Raw genomic sequence first — 13074 nt, forward strand, 5'->3', positions numbered from 1 at the left:
TGAGACATTCTCTTCCCCCAAAATAAGCAGGGAAAAACCAGAATCGATTGCGCTCCCTATTGCCCAAGGCGATAGGTTGTCCCGTTGCTGTTCGATTGCTGTGGCTACGCTGCCGTATTGGTGCTGTACGACCTCAATCAAACTGCGCTGAGATCCGGCCTTAGCTCGCGGGCACCTCGCAGATAAACATGCTGCATGTCCGCTTGAGCAAGTGGAGTATTCAACTGGATCAAAACCCGAATGCAACGGGGTAAGTCGCCGCTCACCTCCATCTGTTGCACATCCAACAGAGGCACCGACTCCCAACCGGGGCGACGACGAGCAAACTGAGCGGGAAAAGCTGCATTTAAATCAGGGGTAACGGAAAAAATAACGCTGACTAGTTCAGCCGGATCGAGGGCGTTGCGGTGCTCTAGCGTATCCAGCAGCTCAGCCACCGCCGCGCCAATGGCCTCGGCACTGTTTGTAGGTACGGTGATGGCTCCCCGAATTGCTCTGACTCGCCACCCCAATGGCCACACCCTCGCGCGCTTGAGCTCGCCTTGCTTCCAGAAAATTATACAGACTCATCCCTGTTGGGATCCCATCCCTCTGGAGGAAACCGGCTCCTGTCACCTATCTGGGTTGCAGGAGCTTTTCCAGGATCTGCTCGTGGCTGAGGCCGGAGTCCACCCAGGCTTCTCCCTCTTTGAGGCGGGCAGCAGCGGTTACGACAAACAAATTGCTCTTCGCTCCCAAAGCCTCGCTGGCGGTTTGCACGCAGAGCAAATCCTGGCCGGTTAGCTGGCTAAACCAGGTGGCCAACAGCCCTGCCTCCAGAAAGCCCATCGGCCGCTTGAAATGGGGAGGCGTGACGGCAGCGAAGGGGGAATTGCGAATCGACACCACCAGGACTCCCTGATCTTTGTAAGTCCAGTCGATCTCGATCAATCCCCAGCCATGAGCTTTCCAGGCTTGTCTCAGACTTTGCAGAAAGGTGCCCATCTCTAGCTCGGCCAAAGGCTTCTGGTAGTAGTCGGAGAGTTCTTGGGCAAAACGGCGGAAAAACTCCTTGCCCCACATCCGACCACAGTTGCGCAACACCAAACGAGCAGCCTGGCCGGTCTCGTATTCCAGGCCCGTGTAGATGCCCCGCAGCAATGCCTCTGGAAGAGCCAAGAGACGCTCACCGTGGCGACTTTCCAGCAAGCCCGATTCCAAATCGCTTCGCAGATAGGCGCTGGGTGCATAGTAGTTGGCCAAAACAGGTGTATAGGGATCAAAGGTGACTGAGCCATTGGAGATAGAGCTAGTGCCGGTCATAAGGGATCCCCTGGTTATCAAATCCGATCAGGAAAGTCGTTATTGGGCTATGAACTACCCCACCGCATAGGCGGATGGGGTTTCTGATGCCCCATCCCCTTGACGGCAGGATTTTAGTCTCTTCCTCTGCCCCAGTTGCTTCATAGCCCCGCAGGACTTTGAAGTAGTGCTGAGACATCCAAGACTCACGAGGCTGGTTCCCAACCCCGGTTGCCGATTAGTGGCAACGTTGTACATCACCATCACCGAACCCCGATCCCTCGGTACCTCAAACCCACAAGCCGAGCAGACATGATAGCGGTTGCTCAAGTCCGCCCACTCCTTGTGAACTGCCCCGCACTTGGGACAGCGTTGCGAGGGCTTGAGGGTTTGCGTAGGAAACATGAGAACTAAACCACCTTTCTGCTCGATTTTGTAGGTAATCATCTGGTTCAATGTACCGAACCCCACCGACAGAATAGACTTGTTTAGCCCTGCCTTGCGCTTCCCACCCTTGCGGGTCATCCCTTTGACATGCAGCTTCTCCGTTACGCCGACGTCATAACGACAAGCTATCTCTGACGTAACTTTGTGTTGCCAGTCTTTGCGCTGACGAGCAACCTTTGCTTGCAGTTGCGCTTCCCGCCGGTGGATTTTCTTCCACCTTCTGGAAGCCTTGACACCCTTCTTCGGAGCACGCTTTCTCCGCTTCAGTCTGGCGACCTTGCGAATTCTCGCCTCGAGGTTCTGAGTAAAACGGGGATTAGTAATCTCCCGAAACTCCGCCCCGTCAAACAACGTCAGGGCGGTCTCTGTACCCAGGTCATAGGCAACGATGGACTCATATCGCAAATCCGACTGCGACCCAAACTTAGGCTCTGGTATGGCAACCGCAACCGTAAACGAAGCGAACCACTGCCGCCGGGACGGCTTGTAGACGATAGTCAGCGTTGTTGGCACGCCCCAATGCTTGGCTTGACCGCGCATTTTCAGGGTAATGCCCAAGTCATTGAGCGTTACTGTGCCATGCTTTCCCGTGCTGTTGACCTTCCACCCCGACCGGGCAGGATACGTCCAGCCCGAATACCGGCGAATGGACTTGAACCTCGGCTTCCTACTCAGTCCTCGAAAGAACCGTTGGTAAGCATAATCCACCCGCTTGACGGTGGCTTGCAGGGCTTGGGAGTTCAGTTGGGCAAACTCCACCCACACCTGCTTGAATTCGGGGAGTAGGTTCTGCTGTTCCAGGTAGGTCACCGTTCGGCGGTGGAGCTTGTACTCGGTTTCCCGATGGCTGACACAGGCGTTGTAGAGGTAGCAGTGCAGACGACGGGCCTCGAACAAAGCCTTTTCCTGAGCTTTGCTGGGATACAGTCGAAAGGTCTGCCTTCTGGTTGCCATATGCGTTATCCTACCCCCACCTGTCCTAGTTCTGAGTGCTCCACAAATCCAGTGGCGCTATCCATCCCCACCCTACAGAGGGTGGGGAATTCCGCGCGTTTTGTTAACTGCAACGACACCTAAGTTTCGGGCTAGCTGAGATAGAGCGCTTTGGCGATATAAGCAAAAGCAAAAACTCAATCTGAAACAGCACTAAAACAGCAAGGCCACCTGTACCTGGGTGATTAAGGGGCGGATAAACTCCAACTCTCCAGGGGCCAGATGGTCTCTCAGCTCCTGCTGGAAAATCCGATAGGCAACCTCATAAACCCTCTGCAGCCCGTACAGGCGCACCTCTTCTTCCATCCACTCGAGCAGCCGCTCCTTCAGGAGGTTTTCGTCCTGCAGCAACATGGCCATAGCGCTGTGACGCAGCAGCAACAGCAGGTGTCGCCGGCACAGATCCAACACTTGGGGAGAAAGGTCGGGCATCTCCTTTTGCAGGGCATCTAGGGTTTTGCTCACCACCTGGCTCTCCCGTTCCCGCAAAACTCGGTACACATGTTGTCGTTTTGGCCAGCCGAGAACATAGGCCTTCAGATGCTCCAGCTCCTCTGGCTTGAGGTAGCGGGCTTCCGACTCGATCAGCATCTGCTCCAAGGGGCTTACCATCTCGCTTCTTCCGGATGTCAGTGGGTGCTAGGAGACTCAAAACAAGCTGAACAGATCTGCCAAGGTGATCTGTTCTTCTGCCGGCTCGGGTTCTGGTGCTGCCGACAGGGATCCCAGAGAATGCGCGGCCAAACTCAGGGGATCCCCCGCCCAGGGGATGGAACCAAAATGCTCCCGCACTTGCAGAAAAGGCATTGGCAGAGAGCGCATCTGTAGGGGGCGGTTATCCCAATTTAGACGGGCAAAAAAGCTCTGCACCGAATCCTCTAAAGTAATCTTCCAGGTCATGCCTTAGCTACTCCCTGGCCTGAACGCAATTTTTGGGCAATTTCGCTGGCACTGGCCCCTTCGTTTAGCCAGAAGGCAGCCGCATCGATGCGATCTTTGCTGCCGAGCAAAAACTTGCAGTAGCTTTCTCCCATGGAGTAGCACTGGATCTCGATGCAGTTCAGTTGCCGTTCCACCATGGTGCTAAAAAAGCCGGCAAACAATCCGGCGTAAAGATGACAGACAGGTTTGCCCACATCCCCCAGGGTGCGGGCCACGGCGGAGTCAAAGAGGTTGATGAAAATAAACCCTTGCCGCCGACTCTCGGTTTCTACCTCCCAGCGCCCCCATCCTTGGGAGGTCAGAGGCCACCACCAGGTTTCCAAGAGAAACATGAGATTACTCTGCTTGGGGTGGCGCCGATATTCCTCCTCAAACCAGCGGGAAAAATGGACAGCATCGTTGCGTCCCCACTCTTGACCGATGGTGTACATCAGAGAAGCTGAGGCATCTCCCACTTCTTCTTCCAGGCCCTGCTGCAAGCCCAGAATAAAGTCTTCGCTCACCAAGACATTGCGGGCACCCGTCCAGTCCACAAGGGATCCCTGGGAGAGATTAAAGCGGAAAAAGTCTTCGCGGCTGTAGTGGTTATGCCGTTGGGCGGCGGGCTGAAGCGGTATCTCAATGGGGGAGGTCGTCATGGTTGGGTGAGGAGAGATCAGATTTTTTAACACTCCTTATCATACCCTTCTTAATTGGCATTTTTACCAAAAAACTGGGTCTAAAGCCTCGTCCTCAAGGCCTACGGCCCGCTGACGCAGTTGCAACAGCGTTGCGGAGCAATGGGGGACGGCTTTGGGATAGACTCAGGGCGACGGCAGGGTAGTCAACCGCTCCAAAAACCCAGCAGGAGTGGGTCAACTGGAGAAAACTGCCCTCAGAGGGAGACAGAAAAGCCCTGAGTTGTTGTAAAGATTTATTCAAAAATTGGGAAGAAGAGCTGTACAGGGATCCGGAGCAGTACTTAAGACTGAGGCCTGACCTTGATGAAAGCAATGGCAGACCGCCACAGCAGCGACTCCCGCCCCTCGGCATCGGCTAAACAGAGGCAATCGGGATCCTGCCAGCGCAACTGGCCGACGAAGACATCTCCGGTATTGAGTTTGACCTCGAGGGTTTCCCGATCCTTGATGACCTTCTGCAGGCGACGCACGCTCGGGATCCCGGTGTTGAAATCGGTCACGACAGCCCTATCAGCCAGCGAGAAACGGTATGTCAGCAAGCCCACTGCCCCCAGTATAGGGGATCCCTGCCGCTTCCCACTGCCCCTCCACCACACTTCCACAACTTGGGCTCAAAACTCGCCCTCATCTTTGCCCATTTTTTCTGCTGGCGAGTACTATGTAGGGGGGATGGCGCTTAGAAAAGCGGTAAACCTTTCGAGTTCGCCGTCTTTTTTAAGCGAATCTACGGGTGTTCTCCCCGAAAAAAGCCAGCACAATAGGGCTAGGGTGATAGAGGGTGCGGCTGTCGCCCTAGGGAAGGTGAATCCTCAGCTGGGATCCCTTCTACATGCCATTTTGCCGCCGAGTTGTCTGTCCTTTTCAACCCTCATCAGTATCAGCAGTATCAGTGCAGGAGAGATCGTTATGGCAGTAGAGAAAGTGAACTCCTCGTCCAGCTTGGCCGAAGTGATCGATCGCATCTTGGATAAAGGTATCGTGGTCGATGCCTGGGTGCGGGTTTCTTTGGTTGGGATCGAGCTGTTGGCCATTGAAGCCCGCGTCGTTGTGGCTTCTGTGGAAACCTACCTGAAGTACGCTGAGGCTGTGGGTCTGACGGCTACTGCTGCTGCTCCTGCCGTCTAAATCTGCCTAACCAAAATCACTCAACCAAGGAAAGTGCCCACAACCCTCTCGCCTTGAGCATCGCAATGGTTGGATGAGTTATGCTCTCTGGGCGGAGGGGTAGGAAGCCAGCTGTCGGAAAGCGAGGCAGGGATCCACCGCCGGTCTCTGCCTTGCTTCTGCGGGTTTTGTTCGAGGATTGAGTCTTGCAGCCGCACTGAGCTACAGGTTGGCAGTGCCATCGAGTTGGGAACAGGCAGAGAAGCTGTATCCACCCAAGCATTGAAAACGACGTGAGGGATTGGAGATCATGAGTTTGCAGGAACAATGGGCCATAGCTCGCAGCCGGCGGGTGACTCAAAACCGAAGTTTGTTAAGCCGATCCCGGCAGCAGCGCCTAGAGCAGCACCAAGCCCTGATGGTTGAGCTGGGGCAGCGCCGCCAGCAACGACAAGAAGCAATACGGCACCAGACGGAGCAAACCCGCAGCCAATTGCAGAAACTGAGGCAGGAGCGGGCTGTGAGGCGATCCCTGGACGAATGCTCCCGTTCGGAAGCGGCGGCTCAGCGGGCCAAGTCGGTGGCAGAGAGTCTGGCTCGCCTGGAGCAGGAACGAGCTGCTCAATCGGAAGTCAGCCGGCAGCAATTGCAGGCTTTCCGGGCTAACTTGACTGCGGCTGTGGAGCATTTGCTGAGCACCTATACGCAGGCTCGGCAGGCGATGGCCGGCGAAACTCAGCAAGCGCGGCAGTCTTTTTGCGCCGATTTGCGGCAGTGGGTACAGGCTCTCCGGCAAATGGCTCGACAGGAGCTGGCTCAGATGGCTCAGGAACAGCAAGCCCAGGCCCAGGCCCTGCGGGGATCCCTGGCCACTTTCCGGGCGGAGTTGCATAAGCAGGTGTGGGGCAATGGGATCCCTGACCTCATCCCAGAACCTGAAGTCTCCACTTCCAGTGCAAGCTCTAACAGTGCCGTTGCGACTGCCGGTGAGACTGCTTCCGACTCAACGCCTGTAGCCGAAGGTCAAACCCCGGTGGAGCCGTCCGCCCCGGTCTCTGTTTCCCAACCCCCAGGGGGTTTGACAACGCTCGAACCCCCTGAAGTTCCGCCTACCGTTGAGAAACAGGTGGATCCCATCCTTGACTATGTCAACAAGTATGTGAGTGATCTACAAGCGCAGGATCCCAACTTGACCCTGCTGCAGGTAATTGGGGATCGGGAACGGGTGCGGGATTTGTTGGCCCGCGGCGCGGTGGATCTGGGGGTGGATCCCTCGGAAATCTTGGTCACGTTGCGGCGCATGGTGTCGGGGACGGTCGCAGTTTAGTTGTGCCGAGCGCAGGAAGAACATCCGGGCTATAGTCAAGGCAAAGGAGTCTAGGGCAGCAAAGAGGTTGAGTATCTCCATGGCCACGGTTCTGCAGGCGCGTCCCCGCCAGTTCGTGAACACCCCCTACATTGAGCGGATTACCCGCCGCGCTTTGCGCTATTTGCAATCGGGCTTTGCGGTGCATTTGCGGGGGCCTTCGGGTACAGGCAAAACCACTTTGGCGATGCATCTGGCCAGCCTGCTGGGCCGCCCCATCATGCTGATCTATGGGGATGACCGCTTCGATTCTTCCGACCTCATCGGGGGGCGCACCGGTTTTACCCATCGGCGGGTGGTGGACAACTTCATTCACTCGGTGGTGAAGACGGAGGAGGATGTGCAGCAGCGCTGGGTGGATGCCCGCCTCACCTTGGCTTGCCGAGAGGGGTTTACCCTCATCTACGACGAGTTCAATCGCTCCCGCCCTGAGGCCAACAATGCTCTCCTGAGTGCCTTGGAGGAGAGGCTGCTGGTGTTGCCGCCGGACAGCAACCGCTCGGAATATCTGCGGGTGCATCCCCAGTTCCGGGCCATTTTTACCTCTAACCCGGAGGAATATACCGGGGTTCACAAGGCCCAAGATGCGCTGCTGGATCGGATGATCACCATCGATATGGGGGAGCCGGACATCGAGACCGAAAAGGAGATTCTCACCTCGCGAATAGGCTTATCCGGCCCCGACGCCCTCAAGATCGTCCACATTGTGCGGGCTTTTCGCCGCAAGTTGGATCTGACGCGCCACCCCAGCCTGCGCAGTTGTTTGATGATCGGGCGCATTGTCAAGGAACATGAGCTGGCAGTTAGCAAAGAGAATGCCGATTTTCGCGCTTTGTGTGCGGATGTGCTGTTGCCGCGAGCCGGCAAGCGCTATGAAGAGGGATCCCAGCTGCTGAATTATCTGCTAGACCAACTGCCTGGCTGAGTCTTTTGCCTGTTGGTACGCTTTGGAGGTCGATTAACCCTGTGCCGATTAGCTCTCAACCCTTGACCACGGCTACTCATGGCTCCTCGCTGGCCGATGTGCTGGAGCGGGTACTGGATAAGGGCATTGTGATCGCCGGAGACATCACCGTTTCGGTGGGCAATGTGGAGTTGCTGAATGTGCGCATTCGCCTGCTGATTTCTTCGGTGGATAAGGCCAAGGAGATCGGCATCAATTGGTGGGAATCGGATCCCTATCTCAACAGCCAGGCGCGGGAGCTGCTGGAAGCCAACCGACAGCTCATGCAGCGCGTTGCCGAATTGGAAAGACAGCTTGCCCAAGCTCTGCCCCAGGGGGGAAAGGGAACGGACCCATAGGCTGCCCCCCGCCATTGTGACCTGGATTGACGGGCTAGACTGGCTGCTGTGGTGGTTTGACGGGGTGATGGGGCATGGCTTTGGAGATGGCGTTTGACCGGAAGGGTTGGCAGCGGCTAGGGACGCTGGGCTGGGCTGTGGGTGTGGTGCTGGCCCTTGGAATCCCGGCTTGGGGTCAGAATCCCCGTGCCATCAGCATCAGCGCTGATGTTCAGGAGGCCAACGCCAACACAGGGGTTTTTACGGCCATTGGCAATGTCACCCTCAGTTTTCCTGCCGAGCGGCTTACGGCCCGCGCCCAAAGAGCTGTGTATTACAGCCAGGAGCAACGCATTGAGCTGGAGGGCCAGGTCATCATCAACCAAGGGGAGAATCAGTTGCAAGCGGAGAAAGTCATTTACCACATCGACAAGGGCACCATCCAGGCAGTGCCATCGGCAGGGCGGCAAGTGGAGTCCATCTACGTTTTGCCGGAGCCCAGCTCAAGTCCTTAGCTGATCCCCACACTTTTTTCCAGCAGCACGGACTCAGCCAACACGGCTATACCGTGATTTCGTCACCGATCATCCCAGCCTGCAGGGTTTCCCTCACCCCCAACCCCTCTCTCAAAAGGAGAGGGGAGCCAGGGACAGACATAACAAATCGTTTCATTGCTGTTTGAAATGACTACATTTGAAATGACTACACATGGGGCAGCGCTGGAAACGAGCTCGGGGAATGTCGGCTTAGATCCGTTTAGGATGTAGTAATTCATTTAGGATGTAGTAGTTCGGGCGGCAGACTTTTTCCCTGACTCTGAATCAAAGGATGGCTGATGGATGTTCGGGATCCGAGTTCCTCACCCCTGGCAACGAGAGGCACAGGTCACTCCAGAAGAGATGTTTTTCAGCCGGCGGCAATTTCTAGCGCAACTGGGATCCGTTGGGGTGGGAGCCAGTTTTTCTATTTTTGGGTTTGGCAGCAGGGGATCCGCTCCCTCGGTAGAACGAGAGCTGACGGGGATCCCACTCAACCCCCACTTTTCGGATGTGGGCAGGCCCGTCACCGAGGAGATTGTAGCTGCTCGTTACAACAACTTTTACGAGTTTGGCTCCGGAAAGCGCGTCTGGCGGGCTGCACAGGCTTTGCCCACGGATCCCTGGACTGTCGAGATTACCGGGCTGGTGCGGCATCCTCAGCGGTTGGGCCTGGAAGATCTGTTTAACTTCCCCCTCGAAGAGCGCATCTATCGCTTTCGCTGTGTGGAAGCCTGGGCGATGGTGGTGCCGTGGTTGGGCTTTCCGATGCGGCTGTTGCTGGAACGGGCGGATCCTTTGCCGACGGCTCGATTTGTCCGCTTCACTTCCTTTTACGATCCGGAAATTATGCCTGGCCCAATCTGGCCCCCCAACTTGCCTTGGCCCTACACGGAAGGGTTGCGGATCGAGGAAATGGCCAACGAGTTGGCCTTTTTTGCCCTCGGCGTTTATGGCAAGCCGTTGCCCAAACAGCACGGAGCGCCAATTCGCATGGTAGTTCCCTGGAAGTATGGCTTTAAGGGGGGAAAATCCATCGTCAAAATCGAGTTTTTGGCCCGTCAACCCTCCACGTTTTGGAATACCCTCGCCCCTGAGGAGTATGGATTTGAGGCCAATGTGGATCCTAGGGTGCCCCACCCCCGCTGGTCACAGGAGCAGGAAGTCTTGATCGGTTTCGGATCCCGTTCCCAGTGGCAAATCGTTCCCACGTTGCCCTACAACGGGTACGGAGAGTATGTTGCCCACTTATATGGCTGAACTTATATGCCTGAAGACGCCCACGAAAGGATTCGAACCTCCGACACCTGGGACCGGAACCCAGTGCTCTAGTCCACTGAGCTACGTGGGCAATGCAACTGCGTTAACCATCATATCTGCTGACTTTCAGTTCTGCCAAGGGGGCAAAGCTGCGGCGGTGCTGCGGGGTGGGCCCCAAGTTCTGCAACGCCAGTCGGTGCTCCCGCGTGCCATAGCCAACGTTGGTGCGCCAGCCGTAGCCGGGGTACTGCCGATCCCAGCTCTGCATCAAGGCATCTCGCCAGACTTTGGCCACAACTGAAGCGGCGGCAATGGAGAGGCTGATTTGATCCCCCTTGACCAGCGCCGTTTGCCGGGATCCCAGCTCGGCCAGCGGCAATCCATCCAGCAAAATGTGTTCGATTCGATCCAACTTGGCCAAAGCCCGCTGCATGGCTAGCACCGTGGCCTGGCGAATGTTGAGCCGGTCGATCTCAGCAGCAGAGGCACTGCCAACGCCCACAGCCAAAGCCACCTGCCGAATCCGTTCCGCCCATTGAGCGCGTTGCTGCGGACGCAGTTGTTTGGAATCCCTCACTCCCTCCAGTTCTTTGGGATCCATCTGGGCCGGCAAAATTACCGCCGCCGCCACCACTGGCCCAGCCAGGGCTCCCCGCCCCACCTCATCCACCCCCGCCACCCGCAGGATCCCCTGCTGCCAAAGGGATCCCTCCCAGATCAAACTCGGCCTTGCCCGCTCCACCATACTCCCATGCCTGCCCCTGGGCTTGAGAGCAGCGCCTAACTGCTGCGGGAGCGCCGTCGCCTGGAGGCTGCTGGAGATTGCTGGGCAGGGCTGATCCCCAGTTCCGCGGCTGGCTCGGCCAAGCTGCTCTGCACTGCTGACGGGAACGATTCAGCAGAGGAGATTTCGGGTTCCGAGGGTTCGGGTGGAGAAACGGTATCCAGCGGCTCCTTCTCCTGCAAGGCATCCGGTTCGGGCGCCAACTCCTCCGCCTGAGAAGTTGCCTCAGTCTCCATCCTGGGCGGACTTTCCGCCTCTAGAGTTCCCGGCAGAACCACCCTAACCGCCGTGTCTCGGCCCCAAGGCGGCGGCTGGTCAAGGAGCAACAGCGGCGACAGCCCCAGCTCCGAGTAGACCCGTTGTTGTAACGGGGTCATCTCCACGGTGACGGTTTGCCGTACCGGAGCCGGACGGCCTTCTGAGGACTCCGTCCCGCTGGCGCGAACGGTGCGGGCTGGGGAAGTGTGATCTTTGCGTGAGGCGGATTCTGCCTCTTCCCCAGGGCCAGAACGGCGGGGTTCTTGACGCTTTAGGTCTGCTCCGCCCCCTGGCAGTTGCATCGGCTCTGGGGCTTCCTCTTCTACAGGAGTATCCAGGCTCCGGGCAACGAGGCGCTGGCCAGTGCGGGGATCCCCCCAGTCTTCACGGGGACGCTTGCGTCCCGTTTCAACCCGTGGCTCTTCCTCCAGATCGTCTGAAGTCGTAAAGGGATCCGGGCTGGGGCGTCGTTGTCCGGGGGCAGAGCGCGACCGCCGCAGCAGCGCACGGCTATCGCCTCGAGACAGCCCATCGCTCCCCACTCGCAGGCGTGCCCGTTGGGGGTTGCCATCGCGGGGCAGGATCGGGCCGGCCTCTTCCTCATCCCCTCCTTCCGCCTCGGTGGGTAGCGTTACCGTCAGGCCGCTTTCTATTGTTAACAGATGCCCTGGCTCGGCCCCGGGCAAGCGGGCTAGGATCCCCAGCCCCTCACAGGTGGGGCAAGAACAGCCGAAGATCTCGTAAAGGCTTTGCCCCTGCCGTTTGCGGGTGAGCTCCACCAGCCCCAATTCCGACAGTTGGACCACCTGTGGGCGAGCTTTGTCGCTGGAGAGGGCCTTGTTAAAATGCTCCAAAACCAGCAACTGGTCGCGGCGGGAATCCATATCGATGAAGTCCACCACAATCACACCGGCAATGTTGCGCAGCCTCAATTGGCGGGCAATCTCGGTAGCCGCCTCACAGTTTGTCCACAGCACTGTCTCCCGAGAAGTGGCCGATTGGGTGAAGGAGCCCGAGTTAACATCAATTACCGTCAGGGCCTCGGTGGGCTCGATGATGATGTAGCCACCAGAGGGCAGATCCACCCGTGGCCGCAGCGCCTGCCGAATAACCGCGTTGACCCGAAAATACTCCAGAATGGGGGTGGGCTCGCGGTGGGCATCGACAACGACACCAGGGGGCATTTGGCCCTTGTTCCAGCCCTGCAGATAGCTACGGACTCGCTTCGCTCCTGCCGCAGAGTCGGTCACAATACGGTTCACATCGTCGGAGTAAACATCCCGCAGCACCCGCTGAATAAAGTCGTCATCCCGGTTGAGTAGCCCCGGCCCCCGTGCTGCCTGATACTGCTGTTGAATATCTTCCCAGAGTTTCTTCAATTGCTCCAGGTCGTCGATCATCGCTTCTTCGGACACACCTTCCGCTTCGGTGCGCACCAGCAGGCCCATCTGCGGGGGCTTAATCAAAATGGCCAGCGACTTCAAACGGTTGCGTTCTTCTCGATCCTCGATGCGGCGGGACAGATGAACGCCTTTTCCGTAGGGTCGCAACACCAAATACCGCCCTGGAAAGGCCAAATCTCCGGTAAGCCTTGGCCCTTTGTTGCCGGTAGGCTCTTTCATCACCTGTACCAGCACCTTTTGCTGCGGCAAGACCAGCTCAGAAATCGAGGCATGACTTCGCTTGAGGCGCAGCGGGCCCAGGTCGCTGACGTGGATAAACCCATTGCGCTCTGCAGGGCCGATGTTGACGAAAGCGGCATCGATGCTGGGCAGAACGTTCTCGATGATTCCGACGTAAACGTCTCCCACTTGGTGAGCGCCGCTGGCGACGATCAGCTCCTGCACTTGATCTTCGGCGAAGACGGCTGCCACTCGATGTTGCTCGGCAATGACAATCTGCCTGGGCATTAACTTCCCTCCCCGCCCCAAGGGCACGCGGTTACGGGTTGAACCCTCATTCTGGCGAGGTGTTGTCCTTTTGCTGGGATCTGCTCAAGTTTCTTTAACCAGGATCGAGTCGTCATGGGGCTGTCCATTACCCTCAGCTCTGCTTTGACGCTTGGCTTTGTTTCCTCTCCAATGGGTGAGGTGAGTTTAAGTGCATGTGAACTACCCAATGCTGGCTCTGGTGGGTACAGCG

General features: G+C 57.4%; 15 protein-coding genes and 1 tRNA gene. 6 read left to right on the forward strand and 10 right to left on the reverse strand.

The annotated features are described in order from the left end of the window. Positions 1 to 137: 137 nt before the first annotated feature. The 7 genes from aroH to NW828_RS00345 all read right to left on the reverse strand — a co-directional run bounded on the left by aroH (position 138) and on the right by NW828_RS00345 (position 4843). Positions 138 to 512 carry a chorismate mutase gene (gene aroH, locus NW828_RS00315; protein ID WP_414380832.1) on the reverse strand — a complete coding sequence of 125 codons (375 nt, stop codon included), beginning with the start codon at positions 510 to 512 and terminating at the stop codon, positions 138 to 140. A gap of 103 nt (positions 513 to 615) precedes the next feature. Continuing rightward, positions 616 to 1302, reverse strand: a complete 687-nt coding sequence (locus NW828_RS00320; protein ID WP_414380833.1) for a V4R domain-containing protein — start codon at positions 1300 to 1302, stop codon at positions 616 to 618. 54 nt (positions 1303 to 1356) lie between these two features. Then, positions 1357 to 2682 carry an RNA-guided endonuclease InsQ/TnpB family protein gene (locus NW828_RS00325; protein WP_414380834.1) on the reverse strand — a complete coding sequence of 442 codons (1326 nt, stop codon included), beginning with the start codon at positions 2680 to 2682 and terminating at the stop codon, positions 1357 to 1359. Between the two features lie 192 nt (positions 2683 to 2874). Then, on the reverse strand, positions 2875 to 3333 hold the full coding sequence (locus tag NW828_RS00330) for a hypothetical protein (RefSeq protein ID WP_041436599.1): 459 nt from the start codon (positions 3331 to 3333) through the stop codon (positions 2875 to 2877). Between the two features lie 36 nt (positions 3334 to 3369). Then, a complete protein-coding gene (locus NW828_RS00335; RefSeq protein ID WP_414330906.1) occupies positions 3370 to 3621 on the reverse strand; it encodes a hypothetical protein in 252 nt (83 codons plus the stop codon). Further along, positions 3618 to 4301 carry a V4R domain-containing protein gene (locus NW828_RS00340; protein ID WP_414380835.1) on the reverse strand — a complete coding sequence of 228 codons (684 nt, stop codon included), beginning with the start codon at positions 4299 to 4301 and terminating at the stop codon, positions 3618 to 3620. The genes NW828_RS00335 and NW828_RS00340 overlap by 4 nt, the downstream gene beginning before the upstream one ends. 323 nt (positions 4302 to 4624) lie before the next feature. Continuing rightward, positions 4625 to 4843 carry an Hfq-related RNA-binding protein gene (locus tag NW828_RS00345; RefSeq protein ID WP_041437389.1) on the reverse strand — a complete coding sequence of 73 codons (219 nt, stop codon included), beginning with the start codon at positions 4841 to 4843 and terminating at the stop codon, positions 4625 to 4627. Between the two features lie 406 nt (positions 4844 to 5249). On the opposite strand from NW828_RS00345, the gene gvpA reads away from it, so the two are divergent. The 6 genes from gvpA (at position 5250) to msrP (ending at position 9890) form a co-directional block, all read left to right on the forward strand. After that, a complete protein-coding gene (gene gvpA, locus NW828_RS00350) occupies positions 5250 to 5468 on the forward strand; it encodes a gas vesicle structural protein GvpA (RefSeq protein ID WP_011429717.1) in 219 nt (72 codons plus the stop codon). 289 nt (positions 5469 to 5757) lie between these two features. Then, on the forward strand, positions 5758 to 6774 hold the full coding sequence (gene gvpC / locus NW828_RS00355; RefSeq protein ID WP_414380836.1) for a gas vesicle protein GvpC: 1017 nt from the start codon (positions 5758 to 5760) through the stop codon (positions 6772 to 6774). A 79-nt stretch (positions 6775 to 6853) separates the two neighbouring features. After that, on the forward strand, positions 6854 to 7738 hold the full coding sequence (gene gvpN / locus NW828_RS00360) for a gas vesicle protein GvpN (protein WP_414356144.1): 885 nt from the start codon (positions 6854 to 6856) through the stop codon (positions 7736 to 7738). A gap of 41 nt (positions 7739 to 7779) precedes the next feature. After that, a complete protein-coding gene (locus NW828_RS00365; RefSeq protein ID WP_011433425.1) occupies positions 7780 to 8115 on the forward strand; it encodes a gas vesicle protein in 336 nt (111 codons plus the stop codon). A gap of 74 nt (positions 8116 to 8189) precedes the next feature. Next, positions 8190 to 8609 (forward strand): LptA/OstA family protein, encoded by a 420-nt coding sequence (locus NW828_RS00370; RefSeq protein WP_011433424.1) that lies wholly within the window; start codon positions 8190 to 8192, stop codon positions 8607 to 8609. Between the two features lie 324 nt (positions 8610 to 8933). Further along, positions 8934 to 9890, forward strand: a complete 957-nt coding sequence (gene msrP / locus NW828_RS00375; protein WP_414380837.1) for a protein-methionine-sulfoxide reductase catalytic subunit MsrP — start codon at positions 8934 to 8936, stop codon at positions 9888 to 9890. Between the two features lie 17 nt (positions 9891 to 9907). On the opposite strand, the gene NW828_RS00380 is transcribed toward msrP, so the two are convergent. The 3 genes from NW828_RS00380 to NW828_RS00390 form a co-directional block, all read right to left on the reverse strand. Continuing rightward, positions 9908 to 9981, reverse strand: a tRNA-Arg gene (locus NW828_RS00380). 12 nt (positions 9982 to 9993) lie between these two features. Then, positions 9994 to 10635 carry a ribonuclease HII gene (locus NW828_RS00385; RefSeq protein ID WP_414380838.1) on the reverse strand — a complete coding sequence of 214 codons (642 nt, stop codon included), beginning with the start codon at positions 10633 to 10635 and terminating at the stop codon, positions 9994 to 9996. A 35-nt stretch (positions 10636 to 10670) separates the two neighbouring features. Then, positions 10671 to 12842 carry an Rne/Rng family ribonuclease gene (locus NW828_RS00390; protein WP_414380839.1) on the reverse strand — a complete coding sequence of 724 codons (2172 nt, stop codon included), beginning with the start codon at positions 12840 to 12842 and terminating at the stop codon, positions 10671 to 10673. Positions 12843 to 13074 lie beyond the last annotated feature (232 nt).

Source organism: Synechococcus sp. W55.2 (assembly GCF_047461635.1).
Lineage (GTDB): Bacteria > Cyanobacteriota > Cyanobacteriia > Thermostichales > Thermostichaceae > Thermostichus.